At 67.0% G+C, this 24,199-nt stretch carries 15 protein-coding genes; 8 read left to right on the forward strand and 7 right to left on the reverse strand.

Annotation, left to right across the window (positions count from 1 at the left end):
• Positions 1-40: 40 nt before the first annotated feature.
• Together sphst_RS16575 and sphst_RS16580 are read right to left on the reverse strand one after the other, a co-directional pair.
• Entirely contained in the window at positions 41-856 is an 816-nt protein-coding gene (locus sphst_RS16575; protein ID WP_031395203.1) for a transglutaminase-like domain-containing protein, read from the reverse strand.
• Positions 857-869: 13 nt separating this feature from the next.
• Positions 870-1,796 carry a transglutaminase family protein gene (locus sphst_RS16580; protein ID WP_056675681.1) on the reverse strand — a complete coding sequence of 309 codons (927 nt, stop codon included), beginning with the start codon at positions 1,794-1,796 and terminating at the stop codon, positions 870-872.
• Positions 1,797-1,812: 16 nt separating this feature from the next.
• Between sphst_RS16580 and sphst_RS16585 the strand changes: the two genes are divergently transcribed.
• The 7 genes from sphst_RS16585 to sphst_RS16615 all read left to right on the forward strand — a co-directional run bounded on the left by sphst_RS16585 (position 1,813) and on the right by sphst_RS16615 (position 11,338).
• A complete protein-coding gene (locus tag sphst_RS16585; RefSeq protein WP_031395610.1) occupies positions 1,813-2,610 on the forward strand; it encodes an N-formylglutamate amidohydrolase in 798 nt (265 codons plus the stop codon).
• A gap of 124 nt (positions 2,611-2,734) precedes the next feature.
• Complete coding sequence (locus tag sphst_RS16590; RefSeq protein WP_056408043.1) at positions 2,735-5,650, forward strand: PAS domain-containing protein; 2,916 nt, start codon at positions 2,735-2,737, stop codon at positions 5,648-5,650.
• Positions 5,651-5,771: 121 nt separating this feature from the next.
• Positions 5,772-6,740, forward strand: a complete 969-nt coding sequence (locus sphst_RS16595) for a c-type cytochrome (RefSeq protein WP_056408734.1) — start codon at positions 5,772-5,774, stop codon at positions 6,738-6,740.
• Positions 6,737-9,283, forward strand: coding sequence for a cytochrome c oxidase subunit I (gene ctaD / locus sphst_RS16600; protein WP_056408040.1), 2,547 nt, complete (start codon positions 6,737-6,739; stop codon positions 9,281-9,283). Before sphst_RS16595 ends, ctaD begins: the two co-directional genes overlap by 4 nt.
• Positions 9,280-9,681: a hypothetical protein gene (locus tag sphst_RS16605; protein ID WP_042467339.1), complete on the forward strand. Its 402-nt coding sequence runs from the start codon at positions 9,280-9,282 to the stop codon at positions 9,679-9,681. The genes ctaD and sphst_RS16605 overlap by 4 nt, the downstream gene beginning before the upstream one ends.
• Complete coding sequence (locus sphst_RS16610) at positions 9,678-10,298, forward strand: cytochrome c oxidase assembly protein (RefSeq protein WP_031395604.1); 621 nt, start codon at positions 9,678-9,680, stop codon at positions 10,296-10,298. Before sphst_RS16605 ends, sphst_RS16610 begins: the two co-directional genes overlap by 4 nt.
• Positions 10,295-11,338 (forward strand): c-type cytochrome, encoded by a 1,044-nt coding sequence (locus sphst_RS16615; RefSeq protein WP_107045848.1) that lies wholly within the window; start codon positions 10,295-10,297, stop codon positions 11,336-11,338. The genes sphst_RS16610 and sphst_RS16615 overlap by 4 nt, the downstream gene beginning before the upstream one ends.
• A 34-nt stretch (positions 11,339-11,372) precedes the next feature.
• Here sphst_RS16615 and treY read toward each other — a convergent pair whose 3' ends face one another.
• The 5 genes from treY to sphst_RS16640 form a co-directional block, all read right to left on the reverse strand.
• The gene (gene treY, locus sphst_RS16620; protein WP_043157321.1) at positions 11,373-13,790 is read right to left on the reverse strand and encodes a malto-oligosyltrehalose synthase; all 2,418 of its coding nucleotides are present in this window, start codon (positions 13,788-13,790) and stop codon (positions 11,373-11,375) included.
• On the reverse strand, positions 13,787-15,769 hold the full coding sequence (gene malQ / locus sphst_RS16625) for a 4-alpha-glucanotransferase (protein ID WP_107045938.1): 1,983 nt from the start codon (positions 15,767-15,769) through the stop codon (positions 13,787-13,789). Before malQ ends, treY begins: the two co-directional genes overlap by 4 nt.
• Positions 15,766-17,475 carry a malto-oligosyltrehalose trehalohydrolase gene (treZ, locus tag sphst_RS16630; protein WP_107045849.1) on the reverse strand — a complete coding sequence of 570 codons (1,710 nt, stop codon included), beginning with the start codon at positions 17,473-17,475 and terminating at the stop codon, positions 15,766-15,768. The genes malQ and treZ overlap by 4 nt, the downstream gene beginning before the upstream one ends.
• A complete protein-coding gene (gene glgX / locus sphst_RS16635) occupies positions 17,472-19,574 on the reverse strand; it encodes a glycogen debranching protein GlgX (protein WP_031394166.1) in 2,103 nt (700 codons plus the stop codon). The genes treZ and glgX overlap by 4 nt, the downstream gene beginning before the upstream one ends.
• A gap of 184 nt (positions 19,575-19,758) precedes the next feature.
• Positions 19,759-21,432, reverse strand: coding sequence for an alkaline phosphatase D family protein (locus tag sphst_RS16640; protein WP_031394167.1), 1,674 nt, complete (start codon positions 21,430-21,432; stop codon positions 19,759-19,761).
• A 166-nt stretch (positions 21,433-21,598) separates the two neighbouring features.
• Between sphst_RS16640 and sphst_RS16645 the strand changes: the two genes are divergently transcribed.
• Positions 21,599-24,025: a TonB-dependent receptor gene (locus sphst_RS16645; protein WP_031394168.1), complete on the forward strand. Its 2,427-nt coding sequence runs from the start codon at positions 21,599-21,601 to the stop codon at positions 24,023-24,025.
• Positions 24,026-24,199: the final 174 nt, after the last annotated feature.

Here is a 24,199-nt window from a genome sequence, read left to right on the forward strand (position 1 = left end):
GCCGGCGGGGTGACAAGCGTAAACCGACGCTGCGGCGGGCTCAAGCCGCCGCGTCGACGCTGTCGGTGTGGACGTCGAAGCCCACCAGCCGCGCTGGCCCGAACGTCGTCGTGAGCGCGGCATCGGTCGCATCGCGGCCGCGCGCCATCAGGGTCCGGCCGATCCGCGGCTGGTTGTGTCGCGCGTCGAACGTATGCCAGCGCCCGCCGAGATAGACGTCGAACCAGGCCGAGAAATCCATCGGTGCGTCGACCGGGGGAATGCCGATATCGCCGAGATAGCCGGTGCAATAGCGCGCCGGAATGTTCATGCAGCGGCACAGCGTGATCGCGAGATGCGCGAAATCGCGGCACACGCCCTGCTGTTCCTGATGCGCATCCCAGGCGGTCTTGGTCGCCCGCGCATGATGATAGCCGAACTCGATATGGTCGTGCGTGAACTGCACGATCGCCTGCACGCGTGCCCAGCCTGAGGGCACATGCCCGAACAGCGACCAGGCAGTTTCGGACAGCCGGTCGGTCTCGCAATAGCGGCTGCCAAGCAGGAAGACGAGGATCTCGTCCGGCAGGTCCTCGACGGCATGCTGGATGGCATCCGGATCGGCCGGGTCGGGCTGCCCGTCATCCTCGATCGTGAAGTCGCACGACAGCGTCAGGCCGCCGGCGGGGACGGTCATCCGCGTGCAGACATTCCCGAACGCGTCGAGATAATCGTAGATCGGGACGTCGGGGCTCGCGACGATCCGGTGCGGGGTGACCAGATCGCGGTTGCGCGACGGGTGAAGGCTCAGCATCGCCATCAGCGGCGTCGGAACATCGGCCTCAAAGCGAATATCATAGCCGGCGCGGATCAGCATGCGGTCGTCTTTCTCATGCCCGGACCGGCTGCGGCGCGAGCGGGGTTGTGGCTGTAGGGGCGGCGCTCGGCTCGTCGACCGCGATGTCGACCGAAACGGTCATGTCGAGGAAACTGCCGGGGAACCCCGCCCAACTTCCCGAGATCGGCACGGCCTGATAGATATCGCGGGCGATCGCGACGCGGATCAGCCCGCGACTGCCGATGATGCCGTTGGTCGGATCGAACTCGACCCAACCCGATCCCGGCAGATAGATGCGGACCCAGGCATGCGTGTTGCCGCCCCCCGTCCGCTGCTCGCGGCTCGATGGATTATAGACATAGCCCGACACGAACCGCGCCGCGAAGCCGAGCGCGCGCGCCGCTTCGATCATCAGCATCGCATAATCGCGGCAGGTACCCTTGCGCCGGGCAAGCGTCTCGATCGGCGACTGCGTCCCCTTTTCGGGGCGCGGCACATAGGTGAAGTCGCGCCGGATCGCCGCGGTCATGTCGGACAGCATCGCCAGCGTATCGGTCCGCCCCGAGGGATCGAGGAACCGCCGCGCCCAGCGATCGATCTCGCGGTGCGGATCGTGATGCTGGCGCTCGATCGACCGCAACAGGTCGGGCATGTCCTCGGACGAATAGGTGAACGGATAGGAGCGTGCGTACTGCTCGATATCGACCGTCGCGAGTTCGGCGGGGCTGTGATCAAGCCGCACCCGGCTGTCGAACACGAGTTCGCGCGCACGGCGATCGAACGTCGCGATCGCCACCGAATTGCCGAACACGTCGTGCAGCCACCGCACCTCCGACGGTTCGGGGGTTATGGTCAGCTCGGCCGAAATCAGCTGCTGGTCATGGCTTTCGCGCGGACGGACCATGATACGGTGCTCGCCAAATGCTACCGGTTGCCGGTAAGTGTATCTCGTCACGTGAGAAAGTGTGAGAAATGGCATTCAGGATCCGTATCGCATGACCAACCGGACCGAGGGACCGCTGATCGCGGCAGGAGACAGGCCTCCGACCGTTATCGTCAACCCGAAAGGCGCATCATCGTTCCTCCTGATCGGCGATCATGCTGGAAACTCAGTGCCCGTGTCGCTCGGGTCGCTCGGTCTCGACGATGCCGAGCTGGGGCGGCACATCGGCTGGGACATCGGCGTCGGCGAGGTCGGGCGCCTGCTCGCAAACCGGCTCGACGCAGTCTTCATCCATCAGACCTATTCTCGGCTGGTCGTCGACTGCAACCGGAGCGAGACGCAACCCGATGCGATCGCCGAGACCAGCGACGGCACGCCGATCCCCGGCAATCGCGACCTGAGCGAGGCGGATCGAGCCGCGCGATATGCCGTGATCCATGCGCCCTATCATGCGGCGATCGCGGCCGAGATCGCACGCCGGGATGCCGCCGGACAACCGACGATCCTGGTTGCGCTGCACAGCTTCACCCCGGCGATGCGCGGCGCGGACGGGGCGGGATTGCGGCCCTGGCATATCGGAATCCTGCACGATGGCGGCGACACGCGCTTCGCCCTCGCGATGCTCGAGGTCCTGGCGGGCGAGCCCGACCTCGTGGTGGGTGACAACGAGCCCTATCGGATGGACTTAATCGATTATACGATCCCGCGGCACGCCTATCCGGCACGGCGCCTCTATGCGGAGATCGAGATCCGCCAGGACCTGATCGGCGCGCACGATGGCTGTGCCGCTTGGTCCGAACGGGTCGCGTCCGCTCTGACATCCGCCAGCGCGCGCGTCCGTTCCGCATGACACCAAACTTCCCGGGGATCGACCACCGCCTGTCTCGCGTTTGACGACCCGGGTCCGGTGACTCCGGCCGCATGGCCGGTCGTGTGCCGGACCCGAGTTGGTGTTCCTGCGAGTATAAAATTCGATGCCCTCGAGTCCGAACAACGTCCCCGGGAACGACTGTCAGCACGTATCGGGACATCCCGGCGAAGGCGACTATCGCGAAGTGTTCACCGCGATCGATATCGGCTTCGGGCTGGTCGATCTGATCTTCGACGGCGATCGCGTGGTCGATTGTCGGTTCCTGGAAACGAACGCGCAATTTCTCCGGCAGACGGGCTTGCGCGACCCGGTCGGACAGACCTGGCACGCGCTGCAGCCCGCACTGGATGGCGACTGGATGGGGACGTTCGGCGAGATCGCCCGGACCGGGCACGCAACCCGGTTCGAGACGCGCGTGGCGCAGCGCGATCGGCGCTATGATGCACAGGTCGCGCGGATTGGCGAGCCGGGCTCGGTCAGGATCGCCGTGCTGCTCAGCGACGTGACCGAGCGGCACAGGACAGAGACGCTCGCCCGCGAGGCCGAGGAACGGTTGCAGCTGGCGCTTTCGGCCGGGGGCGGGATCGGTACCTGGGACTGGGACATCGCCCGGGATCGCGTCACCGCCGATGCCCGGTTCGCTCTGCTGTACGGGGTGGATCCGGCAGCCGCGGCGGCGGGCGCACCGATCACGACGTTCTTTCAAGGCATTCATCCGGACGACCGCGCTCGCACCGAGCAGGCCATCGAGGCGGCCGTCCGATCGGGCGGACCCTTCGAAGCCGAATATCGCCTGCTCGAGCGCGACGGGACGATCCGCTGGGTAATCGCGCAGGGCCGCTGCGAGCGCGCGGCCGACGGGACTGCGCTACGTTTTCCCGGGATCAGCTTTGAAATCACCGCCCGCAAGCTCGCCGACGTGCGGCAAACCGCGTTGCTGGCACTCGGCGACGCGATCCGCGATCTGACGGCCCCTGCGGCAATCGCCTATGCAGCGGCCGAAATCCTCGGCCACGCTCTGCAGGTCAGCCGGGTCGGCTATGGCGTGATCGACGCCCTAGCCGAGACGATCACCGTCGAGCGGGACTGGAATGCGCCGGGGACACGCACCCTGGCGGGCATGCTGCAGTTCCGCGACTATGGGTCCTATATCGAGGATCTGAAGGCAGGGCGCACGGTCGTGATCGCCGATGTCGAGCGCGACCCGCGCACCGCTGCGGGTGCTGCCGGCCTGAAGGCGATCAGCGCATGGTCGTTCGTCAACATGCCGTTGCTCGAACAGGATGCCTTCGTCGCGCTGCTCTATGCCAATCACGATCAGCCGCGAGTCTGGGCGGACGAGGAACTCCAGCTTATGCGCGAGGTCGCGGACCGGGTTCGTGCGGCGACCGAGCGGCTGCGTGCGGAAGCAGCACTCCGCGAGAGTGAAGAACAGTTCCGCGTCTTCGCGCAAGCGGTGCCCAGCCTGATCTGGGCGGCGCGTCCCGATGGCGAGATCTACTGGGTCAACCAGCAGGTCTATGATTATGCCGGTATTTCGCCCGGCGCTCTAACTGGATCCGGCACCTGGCTGTCACTGGTTCACGCCGACGATCGCGAGGCCACTGCGACGACGTGGCAGGCCGCACGCGATACGGGCACTACCTATGCCGCCGAGTTCCGGTTGCGTAGTGCTGATGGCGGCTACCGATGGTTTCTTGCTCGCGCGGAGCCGGTACGGACCATCGTCGGCCAGATCACGCGCTGGGTCGGCACCAATACGGACATCGACGATGGCCGCCGGCATGCCGCCGAACTGCTCGCCTGGACCGAAACGCTCGAGGATCAGGTCGCCGCGCGCACCCGCGAGTTGATGGATGTCGAGGCCGCACTGCGCCAGAGCCAGAAGATGGAAGCCGTGGGCCAGCTGACCGGCGGGCTGGCGCACGACTTCAACAATCTGCTGACCGGAATCATGGGCAGCCTCGAGCTGCTCGGCATCCGCATCGCACAGGGACGGCTGGGCGATGTCGAACGCTACTCGCTTGCCGCACAGGGTGCCGCCAAGCGTGCCGCGGCGCTGACCCACCGTCTGCTGGCCTTTTCGCGGCGGCAGACGCTCGATCCCCGGCCGACCGACGTCAATCGGTTGATCGGCGGGCTGGAGGAGCTCGTGCGCCGGACAGTCGGGCCCGACGTCGCCGTCGAGGTGGTCGCCTCCGCCGGGCTGTGGTCGACGCTCGTCGATCCCAACCAGCTCGAAAACGCGATCCTCAACCTGTGCATAAACGCGCGCGATGCGATGCCCACGGGCGGACGGCTGACGATCGAGACGGCCAATCGCTGGATCGACGCGCGGATGGGTCGCGACCGCGATCTCGATCCCGGTCAATATGTCTCGCTCTGTGTGTCCGACAACGGCACCGGCATGCCGCCCGAGGTCGTCGCCAAGGCCTTTGATCCGTTCTTCACGACCAAGCCTTTGGGTCTGGGCACGGGGCTCGGCCTGTCGATGATCTACGGCTTTGCGCGCCAGTCGGGCGGACAGGTCCGGATCTATTCGGAGGTCGGCGAAGGCAGCAATATCTGCATCTATCTGCCACGGCATTTCGGTCCGTCGGACGAGGACGAACCGCAGCCCGATTTTGCCGAGGTCCCGCGCGCTATCCGTGGCGAGACCGTCCTGATCGTCGACGACGAGCCCACCGTTCGCATGCTGGTCGTAGAGGTGCTCGAGGAACTGGGCTATGCCGCGATCGAGGCCGCGGACGGGCCAGCCGGCCTGAAGATCCTCCAGTCCGACACGCGCATCGACCTGCTGGTCACGGATGTCGGCTTGCCGGGGGGGATGAACGGGCGGCAGATGGCGGATGCCGCGCGCGTAGGCCGTCCGGACCTCAAGATCCTCTTCATCACCGGCTATGCCGAAAATGCGGTGGTCGGCAACGGCCATCTCGATCCGGGCATGCACGTGATGACGAAACCCTTTGCGATCGACGCGCTGGCCGGTCGTATCCGCGATCTCATCCGCCTGCCCTAGTCCACATGCCAGCCACCCCTGCCTGGGTTGTGCCAGTCCATGACGGAAAGTTCATTTAAGGGGTTTAACGCCGTTTCGGCCACAGCTAGAGGATCTGCTCAAAGGGGAAGCTAAGGCGATGATGCGGAAGGCAAGTTTACTTTCCGTCTGGGCGTGCCTGTCGGCGCTTGGCGCCTGCAACCGGCACCAGTCGACGCTGGCTCCGTTCGGCGAACAGGCCGATCAGGTGCTGTCGATCACCATCGTGCTGGTCGTCGGCGCGGTCGTGCTTGCACTGGGTCTTGCGCTGCTGATGCGGCATGCGATCCGCGCGCCCGAGGGGCGGTTGACGCACAAGGGCGGGATGAAGATGGTCCTGTGGCTTGGCGGGATCGGCCCGTCGATCCTGTTGCTCGCGCTGCTGCTCTACGCGTTGCCCGCGATGCGCCCCCGACCGGTCGCCGATGCCGACCTGCGGATCGGCGTCGATGGCGAGCAGTTCTGGTGGCGCGTACGCTATGCTCCTCCCGGCGGCGCGGTCGTCGAAGCGGCGAACGAACTCCGCCTCCCCGTCGGCCGCACCGTCGAGCTGTCGCTGCGCAGCCCCGACGTCATCCACAGCTTCTGGGTGCCGGGGCTCGCGGGCAAGATGGACATGATCCCCGGCCGCACCAATCGCCTCGTCGTTCGCGCGACCAAGGCGGGAACATATCGCGGCGTCTGCGCCGAATTCTGCGGGCTGGGGCATGCGCTGATGGCATTCGACGTCATCGCGATGGAGCCCGCTGCATTCGAACGCTGGCTCACCGCGCAGGCGCGTCCGGCTACGGTCACCGCATCGCCCGGTGCGAGGCTGTTCGCCAGCTATGGCTGCAGCGGCTGCCACAGCGTTCGCGGTGTGGGCCCGGCGGCGAAGATCGGCCCCGACCTGACGCATTTCGGTTCGCGCCCGACGCTCGCGGCGGGGATCCTGCCGATGACCCATGCCAATATCGCGCGGTTCGTGCGTCAGCCCGGCAAGACCAAGCCCGGCGTCCGCATGCCCGCCTTCCCGCAGATGTCGGCCGCCGAAGCCGATCAGATCGCCAGCTATCTTCAGGGGCTGAAATGACGACCGACAGTCCGGCCTATGTCGCCCCCGACCAGAACGATCCCGCGGTCCGCAAGGGCCAGGAGGATCGCCTGCGCGAGGTGTGGAAGCCGCCCTCGGGCTGGTTCTTCCGCTGGACCGACGTCAACAACAACCGGATCGGCGTCTGGTACACGCTGACCGCGTTCGGCTTCATGCTGTTCGCGGGCGTGCTCGCGCTGATCATGCGCACGCAGCTGGCGGTGCCGAACAACGATCTCGTCACCGCGAACACGTTCAATCAGCTGTTCACGCTGCACGGCTCGATGATGATGTTCCTGTTCGCGGTGCCGATGTTCGAGGCGGTCTCGATTATTCTGCTGCCACAGCTGCTCGGCGCGCGTGATCTGCCGTTTCCGCGACTGTCGGGCTTTGGCTATTGGAGCTTCCTGATCGGCGGCGTGTTCGTCTCCGGATCGATCTTCTTCGATGCCGCGCCCGATGGCGGCTGGTTCATGTATCCGCCGCTGACGACGCGGACCGATCTTAGCGGGCTCGGCGCGGACATCTGGATGCTGGGCCTCAGCTTCATCGAGGTGTCGTCGGTCGCAGCCGCCGTCGAACTGATCGTCGGCGTGCTCAAATGCCGCCCGCCCGGCATGCGGCTCAACCTCATGCCGCTTTACGCTTGGTACATCCTGGTCGTCGCGGTGATGATCCTGTTCGCGTTCCCGCCGCTGATCGCGGGCGACGTGCTGTTCGAGATGGAGCGGCTACTCAACTGGCCGTTCTTCAACGCGGACAAGGGCGGCGATCCGTTGCTGTGGCAGCACCTGTTCTGGATCTTCGGCCACCCCGAAGTCTATATCGTCTTCCTGCCGTCGATCGCGCTGTTCGCGATGCTGATCCCGACCTTCGCGCAGCGGCATCTGCTGGGGTATCCGTGGATCGTGCTGGCGGCGGTCGGCACCGCGTTCCTCAGCTTCGGGCTGTGGGTCCACCACATGTTCACGACCGGGCTGCCCAAGATCAGCCTCGCCTTCTTCGCGGCAGCGTCCGAGGCGGTTGCGATCCCGACCGGCGTCCAGATATTCGTGTTCATCGCGACTCTGTGGGCGGGCAACGTCAAGAAATCGACGCCCTTGCTTTACGCGAGCGGCAGCCTTGCGGTGTTCGTGATCGGCGGTCTGACCGGCGTGATGGTCGCGGTCGCGCCTTTCGACTGGCAGGCACACGACACCTATTTCATCGTCGCGCATCTCCATTACGTGCTGATCGGCGGGACGCTGCTGCCGCTGTTCGCCGGGCTCTATTATTACTGGCCACTGGTGACCGGCAAGAAGCTGTCGGACAGGCTCGGGCGAACCGCGTTCTGGATCATGTTCGTCGGCATGAACCTGACCTTCTTCCCGATGCATCTGTCGGGCCTGCTTGGAATGCCGCGCCGCGTGTTTACCTACCCCGAGGAACTCGGCATCGGCGGGCTCAACCTCGCCTCGACCGCGGGCTCCTACATGTTCGCACTCGGCGTGCTGATCGTGTGTATCGACCTCGCGCTCTCGCCGCGCCGCCCGAAGGCGCCGCGCAATCCGTGGAATGCGGGCACGCTCGAATGGCTGGCGCTGCCCGATGACGAGGACTGGGGCATCCGCTCGGTCCCGCTGATCGAGAGCCGCTATCCGATCTGGGACCAGAAGAACTTCGTCCAGAAGGTCGACGAGGGCCGCTTTTTCCTGCCCGACGCGGAGGAGATGCGGCGCGAGTCGATCATCACCACCGTGCTCGATGCGCGGCCGTTGCAGGTCATCCGCCTCGGCACGCCCAGCGTGAAGCCGATGATGACCGCGGTCGCACTGGCAGGCGTCTTCATCCTGACGACCTATCACCTCTATCTGCTGTCAGCGCTCAGCGGCGTCGCGACGCTCGCCTGCGTGCTGTGGTGGCTGTGGACCGGTACCGCCGAGATTCCCGAAAAGCCGACCAAGCATATCGGCCACGGGATCGAGGTGCCGCTCTATACGTCGGGGCCATCGGCGCCGGGCTGGTGGGCGATGTTCATCACGATGATGGCGGATGCGACCGCGTTTTCGGGCCTGGTCTTCGGCTATTTCTTCTTCTGGACGATCCATAGCAATTTCCCGCCCACGGGCGCGGGGCTGGACGGACCGGGCGTATTCTGGCCGATGGTCGCGCTGGCGCTGACGTTGACCGGCTGGGCGGCGACCGTCGGCGCGCGCGAGGTGCATCGTCGCGGCAACGTCGCCGTGGGCCGCCTATTGCTGGTCCTCGGCATCGTCGCAACGCTGTCGAGCCTGTTCGCCGGGCTCGCCGGGCCGTGGTATTCGGGGATGGACCCTGAACTGCATGTCTATCCGGCGATCGTCTGGACGCTCGCGATCTGGACCGCAGTGCACGCCGCGATCGGCGTGATCATGCAGGCCTATACGCTCGCGCGCAGCCTCGCAGGCAAGATGACGCCGGTCTATGACGCCGACCTGCGCAACATCACCGTCTACCACCATTTCCTCGCACTGACGGGGATCGTGACGTTCTGCACGATCGGCCTGTTCCCGGGGGTCGCATGACAACACCCAAGGACAATCGGAAACACTGGGCGCGCGACCTGAAGGTCACGCTTTGGACGCTGATCGTCCCGCCGACGATCTGGGCCGTGCATTTCCTGTTCTGCTATCTGTGGGTCGCGGTGACGTGCGCCAAGTCCCCCACGCCGGCGACGGCGCTGACGGGCTTTCCCGTGGCGACCCTGATCGCGACGATCGTCGCGCTGCTTGGTATCCTCGCCGCGGGCTATATCGCGCGTGTCCAGTCGCAGACGCCCGGTGACGCCCCGCCGCATGACGAGGGGACCGCGATCGACCGGCTGCGCTTCCTTGCGCTGTCGACCCGGCTTCTCGCTGGCCTGAGCTTCGTCGCGGTGATCTTCACCGCGCTGCCCGTGATCGTCTTCGGCGATTGCCGATGAGGCGCGCGAGCCTCGCGCTCGGCGTCGCGCTGGTGCCGATCGGCTGGGCGTTCGCCGCCGCGCCGCTCGGCATGGTCGGCCACATGACCGGCCACATGATCGCGGTCGCGGTCGCGGCCCCCTTCCTCGCTTATGGTATCGCGGGCAGCCGTTTCGATCCCGCCGAGCGCTGGCCGGCGATCGTCACTCCGCTGGCCATGTCGCTGGTCGAGCTGGTCGTCGTGTGGCTCTGGCACCTCCCCGCGCTCCGGCTGCGCGGCGACATGCAGCCGGTTGCGCTGCTGCTCGAACAGGCGAGCTTCCTCGCCGCCGGCCTGCTGCTCTGGAGCGCGGTGCTCGGCACACGCACCGGCGGCGCGACCGACCGGCGTGTGTCGGGCGTCGCGGCGATGCTGCTGACGTCGATGCACATGACCCTCCTCGGCGCACTCGTTGGCCTCGCCCCCCGGCAGCTTTACGCGATGATGGCGATGCACCCGGCCGCGCACGGCCTCGACGCGCTCGAGGATCAGCAGCTCGGCGGCGTCGTCATGCTGATGGTCGGCGCGGCAAGCTATTTCCTCGGCGGGCTCGCGATGCTCGGCGGGGTATTGAAGACACGGAGCGCGACGGCATGACGATCCGCATTACCTGGGCGCGCGCGATCGCCGCGATCGTCGCGCTGGCGCTTGCCGGGCTGTTGTTCGCCTGGTCGGGCGTGTTCAACATCGCCGCCTCGTCGGGTCATTGGAAGATCACCGACTGGTTCCTTCACTGGACGATGCGCAATTCAGTGCGCACGCACGCCGCCTTTACCGCGCCGGACGATCCCAAGGCGAATGAAGGCCTCGTCAGCGCGGCGGGCCTGTTCCGGGCAAGCTGCGCCTCGTGCCACGGCGCGCCCGGCGTGCGTCCGTTGCCGGTGATGCAGGCGGCGACGCCCCCCGCCCCCGATCTCGCAGTGAATGCGCGCGAATGGACTGACAAGCAGATCTTCTGGATCCTCAAGCACGGCGTCAAATATACCGGCATGCCCGGCTGGGCGGCCAAGGATCGCGACGACGAGGTTCGTCGCATGGTCGCGTTCGTCCGCCTGTTGCCGGAGATGTCGCCTGCGACCTACCGCGCACTGACCGAAGTACCTGGCAGCGGCACCGCCGGTCCTGACGCAGCACGCATCGCCGTCTGCGCCGGCTGTCATGGCACAGACGGCCGCGGCCGTGGCCAGTCCGACATGCCCGTGCTCGGCGGCCAGAGCCCCGTCTATCTGCGTGCCGCACTCCAGGCCTATGCGACTGGCAAGCGCCAGAGCGCGGTCATGGCCAACGCCGCCGCAACGCTGGCGCCCGGAGAGATGACGCGGCTCGCGCGGCATTTCGCGGCCATGCCGGGTCTCGGCACGACCACAGCGTCGGGCAGCGTGAATGCCGCGCGGATCGTCCGCGAGGGCCTGCCTGCCAAGCAGCTTCCCGCCTGTGCCAGCTGCCATGCACCGGGCAAGCCCTATCCGGTACTTGCCGGGCAGAGCGCCAGCTACATTGCGCAGCGTCTGCGCAACTGGCGGGGCGACGAGACGGTGGTAGACGCGCGCAAGTCGCAGGCGACGATGCCGGTCATCGCGCGCCGCATCCCCGAGGACATGATCGACCCGATCGCCGCGTATCTCGCCGGTAAATAAGCTGCGTCCCGCCGCACGCGGGACGCAGCCCGGATCAATCGCTCACCGCGACGAAGACCGGTCCGTCCACGAAAAGGTCGGCTGCGCGCTCGCCGGTCGCGAGCCGCGTTTCACCCCACCATGCCGCAGGAACCGCCGCCCCCGACTGATCGAGCAGTTCCGCCGCGCAGCGTAGCGCGACCGCAACCCGCAATGTCTGCTCACTGGCGCGGCGCTCGAAGGCGAGGACATGCGCGGCGCGCGATCCGGTCACGTCGAGAGGAAAATAGTCGCCCTGGGCGAAGATCTCGGGTGCGTCCGCCCGGGTCGCGAGCAGGCGGGCGATCAGCGCGAGCTTTGCAGGCGCATCGTGCCCGAGCAGCCGCGCGCGGCAGGCATAATCCACCGGCCGGCGGTTATCAGGATCGACCAGGCTGAGATCCGCCAGCTCGGTGCCCTGATACAGATCGGCGACCCCCGGCACGGTGTAGCGCAGCGCCGTCTGAACGAGCGCATTCGCCTGCGCCGCCGCCGCGGTCGCTTCGACCAGTTCATGTAGATCGCGCAGGAACGCCGTGGAACGGCTCGGATCGAGCAACGCGCGAACGAGCGCGTGACACCGCTCCTCATAGGCCGCGTCCGGCGCCTCCCAGGACGACCGCAGCTTGGCTTCGCGCAACGACTTTTCCTGCCACCCGACGATGCGCTCAGCATAGGCGGCAAGCCCTGCGCGGTCATCGATCTGGAGCCCCTCGGGCCACGCCCCGAACAGCGTCTGCAGCAGCATATAGGCATCGCCTGGATCCACCGCGTCGTCGATAGCAGCCGCCGCTGCGACCCAGCCCGTCACGGTCTCACGCCAGCGCACCGGGATCTCGCTCAGCACGGCGAGCCGGGCACGCACGTCCTCGCCACGCTTGTGATCATGCGTCGCCGACGCCAGCATCGCACGCGGCCAACAGGCGGCACGCTCCGCCATCGCGGCATGAAACGCCTCGATGGGCAACGTGAAGGCCGCGGGGTCGAACCCGACGTCGTTGCGCGACAGCAACCGGCCATAGCGGTAGAAGGCGGTGTCCTCGACGGCCTTGGCCACGATCGGTGCCGAGAGTTGCTGGAACCGCCTCACCGCGGCCGCTGCGAGATCCGGATCGCCCGGCCCTTCACCGGCGAGCCAGTCTAGGATCAGGTCGACGACCGGTCCTTCGCCGGGTGCCAGATGCGTCGCGACCCGCTCGCGCACGATCGTCCGGATCGCGGCATCGGCGGCGGGTGCCGCGATGCCGGTGCCATAGGTGCGATAGACCGGGAAGACCCAGAGCATGCGCTCGACCGCCCGTCGGATCATCCCCGCCGTCAGCCCGTCGCCTTGCGGCGTCGACCGTGCCAGCGCGACGAACGCCGCGACGCAACGGCCAAGCTGCCCCTCGAACTGCCAGGACAGCATGTCCTGACGCGCGCGCAGATCCTCGGGCTCGAACGCGGCCGACCGCCCGCTGATATCTGCCCAGAGCTCGGCGAGCGGTGCGGCGCCGTCCTCGTCATGCAACAGCGCGGTGATCTGCGCCATGAAGTCATAGCCACTGGTGCCGTCGATCCCCCAATCGGTGGCGAGCGGTTCGCCCTCTGCGAGGATCTTCTCGACGACGATATAGGCCGGATCCGCGCCAGCTGGCGTGATCGCATCGAAGTGCGCGCGCAGCGTTCGGCAATAGCCTGCGGGGTCGGTCAGTCCGTCGACATGATCGACCCGAACACCGTCGATCAGCCCCTCGGCATAGAGGTCGAGGTACAGCCGGTGGCTCGCCTCGAACACTACAGGATCTTCCGCGCGCAGTCCGGCGAGATCGTTGATCGTGAAGAATCGCCGCCAGTTGAGATCGTCGTTTGCGGTGCGCCACGATGCCAGCCGGTAATGCTGCCGATCAAGCAACGCGATCAGGTCGTCGCTCGCCGCGGTCGCGTGATCTTCAGGACGAAGCGGCAGACGGTGCTCGCCATAGGCGACGAGCATCGGCACATCGTCGACCAATTCGACGCTGAGCGCGCCCTGCGCGATCGCCACCGACACCGGATCGCCCAGGATCGGGAGCAGGACAGGTTCGCGCCAGTCGATATCGAAGAACTGCGCATAATAGCTCGACGCACCGTTCGCGAGGACGTCGTTCCACCAGCCATTCTCGCCGCCTGCCACACCCATGTGATTGGGAACAATGTCGACGATCATACACATGCCGTGCGCCTTCAACCGGTCGACGAGCCGGCGAAACCCCGCCTCGCCACCCAGTTCGGGATTGATCCGGGTCGGATCGACGACGTCATAGCCGTGCGTCGATCCGGACCGAGCCGTCGCGATCGGCGATGCGTAGAGATGGCTGATCCCGAGCGCGGCGAGATAAGGCACCTGCGCCTCGGCGTCCGCGAAGGTGAAGTCCTTGTGGAACTGCATCCGGTAGGTCGCACGCGGCGTCATGATGCGCGCGCCGTTTCGATCAGGGCGATGCGTGCGGCAGTGTCGGGGCGCGCGAGCAGCGCGTCGGTGGTGTCTGGCATGCGTCTCCGCCAATTGGGGTGTTCATCGGTCGTGCCGGGAAGATTGGGCTGCTCGACGAGACCGACGAGGTCCTCGAGCGGGAAGATCGCCAGCCCGCAAGGCGTCCGTGCGACATGCGCCAGCGCGGCGTCGACGACCGGAGCCGTGTCGCTCGGGTCGGGCTGTGGCCCCGGCGCACCGAGCGCGGTCCACAGACGGGACCGGTCTTCGGCGCGGGCGGCATGGTCGGCCGCCTCGTCGGCGGCCTCGCTGGTCCGGCCAAGGGCCCAGTTCCAGGCGATATCACGACCCTGCCACCAGCCCGCGATCGTCGCCAGATCATGCGTCCCGCTCATCGCGACCGCTTCGACCGACCAGGAGTCGGGGGGAATGAAATCACCGTCGCCGTCGCGCTCGAACCAGAGCACGCGCATCCCCAGCATCGCCCGCGTGTCCATCGCCTCGCGAAACCCGTCAGGCACGGTCCCCAGATCCTCGCCGATGACGATCGCGCGCGCGCGGTGCGATTCCAGCGCGATGATCCGCATCATGTCGGCAAACGGCATGTCGAGATATGCTCCGTCCGCCGCCGACGCGCCGTCGGGCACGACCCATAGCCGCCGCAGGCCAAATGCGTGATCGATGCGAAGCCCGCCGGCATGCGCCAAGCCCGCGCGGATCGTCGCGATGAACGGGGCGAAGCCATTTGCCACAAGCGCCCGTGGGTCGAAGCCGGTGATGCCCCAGGCCTGCCCGTCGGGCCCCAGCGGGTCGGGTGGCGCACCGATCGACAGACCGTTCAGCAGATCACCCCGCCGCCGCCACGCATGACTGCCGCCCGGATCCATGCCGACCGCGAGATCCGCGACCAGACCGACCGCCATGCCGCCATCACGTGCCGTGCGCTGCGCCCGTTCAAGCCCGGTATCCGCCAGCCACTGAAGGAAGACATAGAAGTCGCACGTATCGCGCTGCTCCGTCATGAACGCGGCGACCGCGGCGCCATCGGGATCCTGATAGGCGGCGGGCCAGTCCTGCCATCCCCGGGCGCCCGACTGCACAAGAAAATGCGCGTGAAGCGCATCGAACGCGGCGTGGAAACGCAGATCACTGCCGCCCCTTGCCGCGAACGCCTCGACCTCGGCCCGTACGGTGTCCGGCAACGTGTCAAATTGTCGACGCAACTGGACGAGGCGATCCGGGATCGCGCCAGCCCAGTCGATCAACGCGGGCGGCGCCCCTGCGTCCGCCGGAGTCTCGCCCGCAATCATGGACGGATCGGCGAGCATGACGTTGAGGAACTGGCGGCTCGACGGGGCATAGGGGCTGAAGCGGGTCGCATCCGCCGGGAACAGCGCATGTGTCGGGCTGATCGCCACAGCATCGGCACCGCACTCCGCGAACGCGCGCACCGTGTCCGCAAGCGTGCCGAAGTCGCCGAACTCGGTGCCCCGGCCGTCGCGCAGGGCGGGAATCTGCACCGCCGGGCCCCAGAGGCGCCCACCTGCCTCGACGTCCGCGATCGTGACGCAGCGCGGTGGCGCGATCGCGAGCCGGATGTCCCGGCCGTCGATGGTGAGCATGTGGTATCCCGGCTCCGTGATGCCCGGCAGCTGCCCGTCGACGATCGTCACGGCACGCGGCGACCCGTCCTCCAACGTCAGGATGGCAGGTCCGTCGCCTGCTCCCACCGACACCCGCGCACCGATATCTGCCGAGACGAACGACGGAGGTTCGGCACGCGCCGCGCGTGCGGTAGCCAGGCTCGCGCGTATCGCTGCGTCGCTGTCGGCTGGAAGCCCGAGCGCGCTCAGGATCGCTCGCAACGCCTCGTCGGCCACCGTCTGCGCACGCCCGCCGGCATCCTGCCACCGGGGCTGCAGACCAGCGGCGGCGGCAAGGTCGTGGAGCAGGCTCATGCCGCCAGCCACACGGCGACGCTAGCGCGCCACCCCGCATCGCCCTGCGCGAACAGCGTCTCGCCGGAGGCCTCGGGAAACGCGACCGGATCCTCGCCGAGATTGAGCGCGATCGTGAGCACCGCGCCGTCGCCCAGCGTCCAGCGCGCGACGACCGCTGCCGGCCCGATTGCCTCGGCGCCCATTGCGCGCGTGCCGGACAGGCGCGGTATGATCGCGCGCTGCCGGACTGTGATCAGCGTATGATAAAGATCGCGCCACGCATCGGCGTCGGGACCGGGTGCAGCAACCGACGCCTCGAAGGTCGCGCGCGCATTCGGATCGGGGATCGCGGCGCGGGCGGATTCGTCGGCGAACGCGGCAAACTTCGCGAATTCCCGGCGCCGGCCATCGCGCACCGCATCGGCCAGCTCGTCATGGAAGTCGGTGAAGAACAGGAACGGCGTCTCGCTCCCCGTCTCGTCCCCCATGAACAGCAGCGGGATCTGCGGGCAGAGCAGCAGCAGCACTGCCGCCGCACGCAACCGCGCGTGATCGGTGAGCCGCGTCAGCCGCTCGCCAAGCGCCCGGTTGCCGATCTGGTCGTGGTTCTGGAGAAACGACACGAACGCGGTCGGTGAAAGGTGCGCGCTCGGCGTGCCGCGCGTCCGGCCGTCATGATTGGCCGACCCCTCCCCCTGATAGATGAACCCTTCGCCCAGGCACCGCGCGAGACGCTCCGCCGGCCAGTCGGCGAAGTCGGCGTAATAGGCGCTGGTCTCGCCCGTCAGCATCACGTGAAGGACATTGTGGAAGTCGTCGTTCCACTGCGCGTCATAGCCGCCCGGCCGCAGCCGATCGGCGTCGTTGCGCTCGTTCTCGAGGACGAGATGGACCGGCCGGTCGGTCACCGTCGCGCGGATCTCAGCCGCCATCGCATCGAGGAACCGGTCATTGTCGATCGCATGGACGGCATCGAACCGCAGACCGTCGATCCGGTAGTCGGTCAGCCACATCAGGGCGTTGTCGATGAAGTAGCGCGCAACGGGCTCGACATCGACCGCCACCGCCCCGCCCCAAGGCGTATCGACGTCCTTGTGAAAGAACGATCCGGCATAGGCGCCGAGATAATTCCCGTCGGGTCCGAAGTGATTATAGACGACATCGAGCAGCACCGCGACGCCCAGCGCGTGTGCGGCATCGACCATCGCCCTAAGTTCGTCGGGCGTGCCGTAGCTCTCGGCGACCGCATAGGGCAGGACTCCGTCATACCCCCAGTTGCGCGTGCCGCCGAACGCCGCGACCGGCATCAGCTCGATCGCGGTCACGCCGAGCGCGGCGATCTCGGGCAGGCGTGCGGTGACCCCGGCGAAACCACCCATGGTGCCGGCATGGACCTCCATGATCACCAGCTCCTCCCAGCGCCGCCCACGCCAGTCGGTCGATCGCCAGCGATACGCCGCGGGATCGACGGTGACGCTCCAGCCGTGCACACCACCCGATTGCTGGCGCGAGGCCGGATCGGGGACGACCAGCTCCTCGCCGATCCGGAAGCGATAGCGCACACCTGCCCCAACATCGGCGGGCGCGGTGAACCATCCGTCGGCCTGCCCGTCCATCGACGTCGCCGCGGCGCCGTCGATCTCCAGCGTCACCCGGTCGGCATCGGGCGCCCAGAGCCGGAACGCTGTGCCGCCGCTCGCCGGCGTCGCGCCCCACGCGCTCATGCCGGATCCATCGTCCAGGACAGCAGCGCCGCACCCTGCGGTGCGAGGTCATAGCTGTCGGTGATCGGCATCGGCAGCTGGTCGGGCTTGGCGCTGTCGATCAGGACCATACGCTCGACCTCGGACGGCGGTGGCATGGTGAAGGTCAGCGGACCCTCCGACGCGTTCAGCAGCAGTGACACGACCTGGATCCTGCCATCCTCACACAGCGCCGCACGACGCATCGTCAGCGCACGGCCATTGGTGTTTTCCCAGTCCTCAGGCGACAGCTGGACACCGCGCTCGTCCCACCATTCGATGTCCTTCAGACCCTCCGCCGGGGTATCCTCGCCGTAGAGGAAATTGCCCGCGCGCAGCATCGGATAGTCGCGTCGCAACGCGGCCAGCCGCGCGGTGAAGTCGATCAGCGCTTCGCCCTCTGGGGTCTTCGCCTGCGTCCAGTCGAGCCAGCTGATCTCGTTATCTTGGCAATAGGCATTGTTGTTGCCGCCCTGCGTCCGCCCGAACTCGTCGCCCGCGACGAGCATCGGCGTGCCGAGCGAGGCGAACAGCGTCGTTAGCATCGACCGCGCGACCCGCTTGCGAGTCTCCGCGATCACGGGATCGTCGGTCGGCCCCTCGACACCCCAGTTGCGCGAACAGTTATTTGAATGGCCGTCGCGATTGTCCTCGCCATTCGCCTCGTTGTGCCGTTCCTCATAGGCCGTCGTGTCGGCGAGCGTGTAGCCGTCATGCGCGCCGAGCAGATTGACGCTGGCCCAGGGGCGCCGCGCACGGCGATCAAACAGATCCGCCGATCCGGTCAGCCGCGCCGCCAGATCCGCCCGCTGCGCATGGTCACCGCGCCAAAACTTGCGGACGGTATCGCGGTACTTGTCGTTCCATTCGGCAAAGCCCGGGGGGAAATTGCCGAGCTGATAGCCGCCCGGACCGATATCCCAAGGCTCGGTGATCAGCTTCAGCTGGCCCAGCACCGGATCCTGCCGCAGCACGTCGAAGAACCCGGCGCCCGGATCGAAGCCGGTGTCCGTCCGCCCCAGCGTCAGCCCGAGATCGAAACGGAACCCGTCGATCCCGAAGCTCGTCGCCCAGTAGCGCAGCGAATCCGCCACCATCTGGATCACCCGCGCCTTGGTCAGGTTCAGCGTGTTCCCGGTCCCCGTGTCGTTGATCGAGAAGCGCGGCTGATCCTTGACCAGCCGGTAGTAACTCGCATTGTCGAGCCCGCGCCACGACAGCGTCGGCCCCTGCTCCGACCCCTCACACGTGTGATTGTAGACGACGTCGAGGATAACCTCGATCCCCGCCGCATGGAGACGGCGGATCGACCGGCGCAGTTCGTTGTGGCTGTCGGTCGCAAAGAAGGAGCGTTCGGGCGTGAAGAAGTTGAGGGTGTTGTACCCCCAGTAATTCCGCAGCCCCTTTTCCTGCAGGAACCGGTCCTGTGTATAGCTGTGGATCGGCAGCAGCTCGAGCGCGGTCACGCCGAGCCGCTTGAGATGATCGATGACCTTGGGATTGCCGAGCGCGGCGAAGGTTCCGCGTTCGGAGGGCTGCACCTCGTCGAACAGCTTGGTCAGGCCCTTGACGTGCGCCTCGTAGATGATCGTCTCGGACCAGGGCGTGTTCGGGCGGACGTCGCGCGACCAGTCGAAATGGCTGTCGGTCACGACACCCTTGGGCATGGTCAACGCATTGTCGCGCCGATCGAAGCTCAGATCCTCGCGCGCTGACTTGACCTGATAGCCGTACATCGCGTCGGTCCAGCGCAACTCGCCCGTCATCGCCTTGGCATAGGGATCGAGCAGCAGCTTGTTAGGATTGAACCGGTGGCCCTCTTCGGGTGCATACCGGCCATAGGCGCGATAGCCATAGGACAGCCCCGGCTGCGCATCGGGGAGATAGCCGTGCCACACCTCGTCGGTCCATTCGGGCAGGACGTAGCGCTTCAGTTCACGGCGGCCGCTGTCGTCATAGACGCACAGCTCGATCTTCTCGGCATTGGCCGAATAGACCGCGAAATTGACCCCGAGCCCGTCGAACGTGGCGCCGAGCGGATAGGCCGAACCGGCCTCGAGCGTATCAGGCAGAAGATGCAAAGCGAGCCCCCAGATTGACGCCAACCTCCACCATTCTAGCAGCGCGGCGGCGTGTCAGGGCGAAAACCCGCCTGCTCTCGGCAATGTTCCCGGTTCGGTTTCTTTTCCCTGCCGACGAGAAATTACCGGCGGTCTCGTGCAAAGCGGGTGACCCCGATCGGCGTCACCCGGTGCGTCGCCGCCGCTATCCAAGCTGCTCGAGTTTCGCTTCCGGTGCTGCGGCCGAGGCGCGGAACCGCGCGACGCTCGCCTCCTCGAACGACTTGGCAACGACCGTCGATACCGTCTTGAAGTCCGCGGTGGCATGCTCCGGCGTCAGCGTCAGGACGATGTACCCCTTGCGATCCTGGTCGCAGAAGCGGACCTCGTCATTGGCGTCGGCGATCAGCGTCCCGATCCCCGGGATCAGCGAGCCATAGGACGGGCTGGTAATTGCGGTCGCACCGAATTCGACTGCGACGAGCCGCCCCGATGCGTCGTGCAGATCGTTCGCCCAGCCGGCATGGCTATCGCCCGACAGCACGACCGGTCGCGACCCCGACCGCTTGAACGCGGCATAAAGCCGCTCCCGTGCTGCGGGATAGCCGTCCCAGCTGTCGAAGTTGAACGGCAGACCCGCGCGATAGGATGCCATGCTCGCCATCAGCGCGGTGCGCCATTTCTCTGGGAGCCGCGCCATCATCGCGGCGAAGCGATCGGGGCCAAGCTGCCTCTCGAGATCCGGGCCGGCCACGCGCGCCATCACCACCTGGTTGCCGAGTACCTGCCACGGCTTGCCCGCCGTGACCGACGCCGCCATCGTCCGCTCGATCCAGGCGAGCTGCGGTGCGCCCAGCATTTCGCGACCCGGCTGCGCGCGCTCCGCCATCATCGGGGCATATTCGGCAGGCGCAATCGCCTCGCCCTTCGCCGCGACCTGCCTGCTCCGCGCGAGCAGCCGCGTCTCGACCATCACCAGCGTCGCGAGATCCCCGAACTCGAAACTGCGGTTGATCGCTTCCCACGGCTCGCCGGGCCTCGGGTCGCGGATCGGCATCCATTCGAAATAGGCCTGCATCGACGCGGCCTTGCGCGCCTTCCAGTCGCCCTCGGTCGCCGGGTCATGGTTCTCGGCGCCGCCGATCCAGTCATCATTGGCGACCTCGTGATCGTCCCACACGCAGATGAACGCCGCCCGGGCATGCGCCGCCTGCATGTCGGCGTCGCGCTTCACCTGCGCGTGACGCATCCGGTAATCAGCGAGCGTCACGATCTCATGCGTGGGCTCGACCAGCCGGCCGATCTTCTTGCCGATGTCGCCGCCATAACCGTCGATGGCATATTCATAGATGTAGTCGCCGAGATGCAGCACCGCGTCGAGCCGGTCGAGTTTGGCGATCGAAGCATAGGCGTTGAAGAACCCGCCGGGGTAGAGCTGGCACGACACCACGCCCATGACGACATCCGCCACCGCGCCGCGGGGCAGCGTGCGGACCCGGCCGACGGGTGAGCGCGTACCCGCCGCGGTTTCGAACCAGTAGCGATACTCGGTTCCGGGGTTCAGCCCCGTCACCGCGACCTTGGCGGTGAAGTCGCGCGCGGCACGCGCCGCGATACGGCCCGAACGGAGGGGCGTATCGCCCTCGCGCAGTGCGACATGCCAGGTCAGCGCGATATCGCCGGCCTGTTGCGGATCCTGCGGGGTCGCGCGGGTCCACAGGATCGCGCCGTCCGGGGAGGGATCGCCGCTCGCCACGCCGTGGTCGAAGCGCGCTGCCCCCGCGCTGCCGTTCGTGCGCGCCGCGGTGGCGAGGCCGGGAAGCGCGAGCGCGGAGCCGGAGCCGAAGAGCGTGAGGGCGTCGCGGCGATTGATCGTCATAACAGTGCCTTTTGCGGTGATGCCGCCTGCTAGGGGCGCTCGGCGTCAGTCACGTTGCGGCAGCGTTACGCCGCGATGACAGGCCGTCACGCGCGGGTCATGCATTCGACGCGGAACCGTAACGACCCCGCCCTAGGTGCTCGCTCACTGACAATCGGGGGACTTCATGACGACCATTTCTACGCGCCTGGCTCTGGCCGCGCTTGCTGCATCCTGTTCGACGGGTGCGCTTGCCCAGGCGATCGTCGCACCCGATCCGGCGACCGGCCCGGCCGCCCGCGCCGACGTGACGGGCGGCGACGACATCGTCGTGACCGCGCAGAAGCGCGAACAGCGGATCGAGGACGTGCCGCTGACCGTCACCGCGCTCACCGGCGCGAAGATGGCGGATATCGGCGTCAACTCGCTGTCCGAAGTCGCCGCCTATATTCCCGGCCTGCAGATCCAGGAGCAGAGCGCGAACAACCCCGGCTTCGTGATCCGCGGCATCACCTCGGACAATGGCTCGTCGCAGCAGGGTGCGCGCGTGACGCTCTACTATAACGGCGTCGACATCAGCCGCTCGCGCGGCGCCTATCAGGACCTCTATGATCTCGAGCGGATCGAGGTCGTGAAGGGCCCGCAGGCGACGCTGTTCGGCACCGCCGCCGCGGTCGGTGCGATCAACCTCATCTCCGCCAAGCCGCAGCCCGGGACCTCGGGTGCGATCACCGGCTCCTATGGCAATTACAACCGCACGCAGGTGTCGGGCTTCCTGAACGCCGGCAACGACATGTTGTCGGGGCGGCTGGCCTTCGCCTATAAATATCGCGACGGCTATGTCCGCAACATCGCGGGCGATGCGAACATCCCCAACCAGAACCAGGGCAAGGTCGATCAGGACGATCTGAACGGGCAGGACCAGCGCGGCATACGCGGCTCGTTGCGCTTCCAGCCGAACGACGCGGTCACCGCCGATCTCGTCCTGACCTATGATGGTCAGCGCAATCCCGGCACCGCGTTCAAGAGCCGCGCGCATGCCCCGACCGGCGGCCAGACCGGCGATTACGGCAATGCCGAGCTCTCGGGTTCGCCGTTCAGCGCGACGGCGCTCGGTGCGCGCAAGCTCGGGCTCGACCGCAACGTCTATGACGCCAACCTGACGGTGTCGGTCGATCTGTCGCCCGGCATCACCTTCACCACCGTCAACGGCTATCGCCGCTTCGATGCGCTCGAGATCTTCGACGCGGATGGCGGCCCGGCCTGGTATCTCGAATTCGCCGAGGATGCGAAGGGCGACCAGTGGAGCCATGAGAGCCGCTTCGCGTTCGACGGCCCGAAATATCGCGCGTCGTTCGGGTGGAACGCCTTCTTCGAGAACGGGTCGCAGCGCGTCCCCTTCTCGACCGAGGAGGGCACCTATATCGCCTGCTCGATCGCTGCGGCCTATCAGCCGTTCCGCACCGCGCTGAACGGCGCGGGGATCCCGACCGGCCCGGGCTGTGTCGCCGCCAACGGGACGATCCCGGCAGCGACCCGCGCCACCGCGATTCTCACCGGCGGCCGCTCGACGCAGATCCCGTACTCATCCGAGTTCACCAATTACGGCAACAACGACACCTATTCGGTATTCGCCGACGCGACCTATATCCCGATCCCGGCGCTCGAGCTGACCGCCGGCGCACGCATCCAGATCGAGGATCGTCAGTCGGGCTATTCGTCGATCCAGCCAAATTCGCAGATCCTCGCTGCGCTGGGCGTCCGCACCAGCCTGCTCGGCACCGCAAACACCAATGGCGTGAAGTTCGAGGCGGACCAGAGCTTCGCCGCGATCCTCCCGCGGTTCAATGCGCTGTTGAAGCTCGACGACGATGTCAGCCTCTACGGCACGATCAGCAAGGGCCGGCGCTCGCCGGTCGTCCAGTTGGCCGCACTCAACGCCGTCAACGGCGTACGCCCCAATCTTCAGATCGTGCCTGAGGAAAATGTCTGGAACTACGAAGGCGGTATCAAGGGGCGCGTCGGACCCTTCACCGGCGCAGCATCGGTCTTCTATCAGACCTATGACGGGTTCCAGGTCTCGGTGAACGAGGTCAATCCCGCCAATGGTGCGGTCGTCGCGGTCACGCGCAGCGCGGGCTCGGCAAAGAATGTCGGCGTCGAGCTCGAGGGCAATCTGGCGCTTGGCCAGTATCTGTCGGTGTTCGGGACCTTCGCCTATCTCGACGGCGGGATCGCGGACCAGCCTGCAGGCACCTTTGCCGGCAACCGCTTCCGCCTCCAGCCGAGCACCACGGCATCGGGCGGCGCGACGCTCCGCCTCCCCCTCGGCGGCGCGGTCTTCTATGCGACGCCCAGCGCCAACTACCGGTCGAAGGTGTTCTTCGAACTGCCCAACAGCGCCGCAATCAGCCAGCGCGGCTATACGCTGGTCAACCTGCGTGCGGGTATCGAGCTCGCGGACGGGCGCTACCGCGTCGGCGGCTTTGCGCGCAACCTGACCAACAAACGCTACCTGATCGACGCGGGCAACACGGGCGGCGGGTTCGGCATCCCCACCTATATCGCCGGCGAACCGCGCTTCTACGGCGTGGAGCTCGGCGCCAAGTTCTAAGCAGCCCTGTCCCACCCTGTCGTTCCGGCACGCGCCGGGACGGCGGGGACCATTCGCAAAGACCAGTCGGGCGGCTGCAAGTTGGCGCGCCCGGCACTCGTCCGCCGGCTCCTATCCCGGCCCGGTGCGTTGACGCGCATTCCCCATCGCACGAGGTTCTCACGATGCGCGCCA

The sequence above is a fragment of the Sphingomonas sp. STIS6.2 genome (genome assembly GCF_000732685.2).
GTDB lineage: Bacteria > Pseudomonadota > Alphaproteobacteria > Sphingomonadales > Sphingomonadaceae > Sphingomonas > Sphingomonas aerolata.

Coding starts and splice junctions, on each gene's coding strand:
- sphst_RS16575 (WP_031395203.1), bottom strand. CDS start 856: ATGCTGATCCGCGCCGGCTATGATATTCGCTTTGAGGCCGATGTTCCG.
- sphst_RS16580 (WP_056675681.1), bottom strand. CDS start 1,796: ATGCCATTTCTCACACTTTCTCACGTGACGAGATACACTTACCGGCAA.
- sphst_RS16585 (WP_031395610.1), top strand. CDS start 1,813: ATGACCAACCGGACCGAGGGACCGCTGATCGCGGCAGGAGACAGGCCT.
- sphst_RS16590 (WP_056408043.1), top strand. CDS start 2,735: ATGCCCTCGAGTCCGAACAACGTCCCCGGGAACGACTGTCAGCACGTA.
- sphst_RS16595 (WP_056408734.1), top strand. CDS start 5,772: ATGCGGAAGGCAAGTTTACTTTCCGTCTGGGCGTGCCTGTCGGCGCTT.
- ctaD (WP_056408040.1), top strand. CDS start 6,737: ATGACGACCGACAGTCCGGCCTATGTCGCCCCCGACCAGAACGATCCC.
- sphst_RS16605 (WP_042467339.1), top strand. CDS start 9,280: ATGACAACACCCAAGGACAATCGGAAACACTGGGCGCGCGACCTGAAG.
- sphst_RS16610 (WP_031395604.1), top strand. CDS start 9,678: ATGAGGCGCGCGAGCCTCGCGCTCGGCGTCGCGCTGGTGCCGATCGGC.
- sphst_RS16615 (WP_107045848.1), top strand. CDS start 10,295: ATGACGATCCGCATTACCTGGGCGCGCGCGATCGCCGCGATCGTCGCG.
- treY (WP_043157321.1), bottom strand. CDS start 13,790: ATGACGCCGCGTGCGACCTACCGGATGCAGTTCCACAAGGACTTCACC.
- malQ (WP_107045938.1), bottom strand. CDS start 15,769: ATGAGCCTGCTCCACGACCTTGCCGCCGCCGCTGGTCTGCAGCCCCGG.
- treZ (WP_107045849.1), bottom strand. CDS start 17,475: ATGAGCGCGTGGGGCGCGACGCCGGCGAGCGGCGGCACAGCGTTCCGG.
- sphst_RS16640 (WP_031394167.1), bottom strand. CDS start 21,432: ATGACGATCAATCGCCGCGACGCCCTCACGCTCTTCGGCTCCGGCTCC.
- sphst_RS16645 (WP_031394168.1), top strand. CDS start 21,599: ATGACGACCATTTCTACGCGCCTGGCTCTGGCCGCGCTTGCTGCATCC.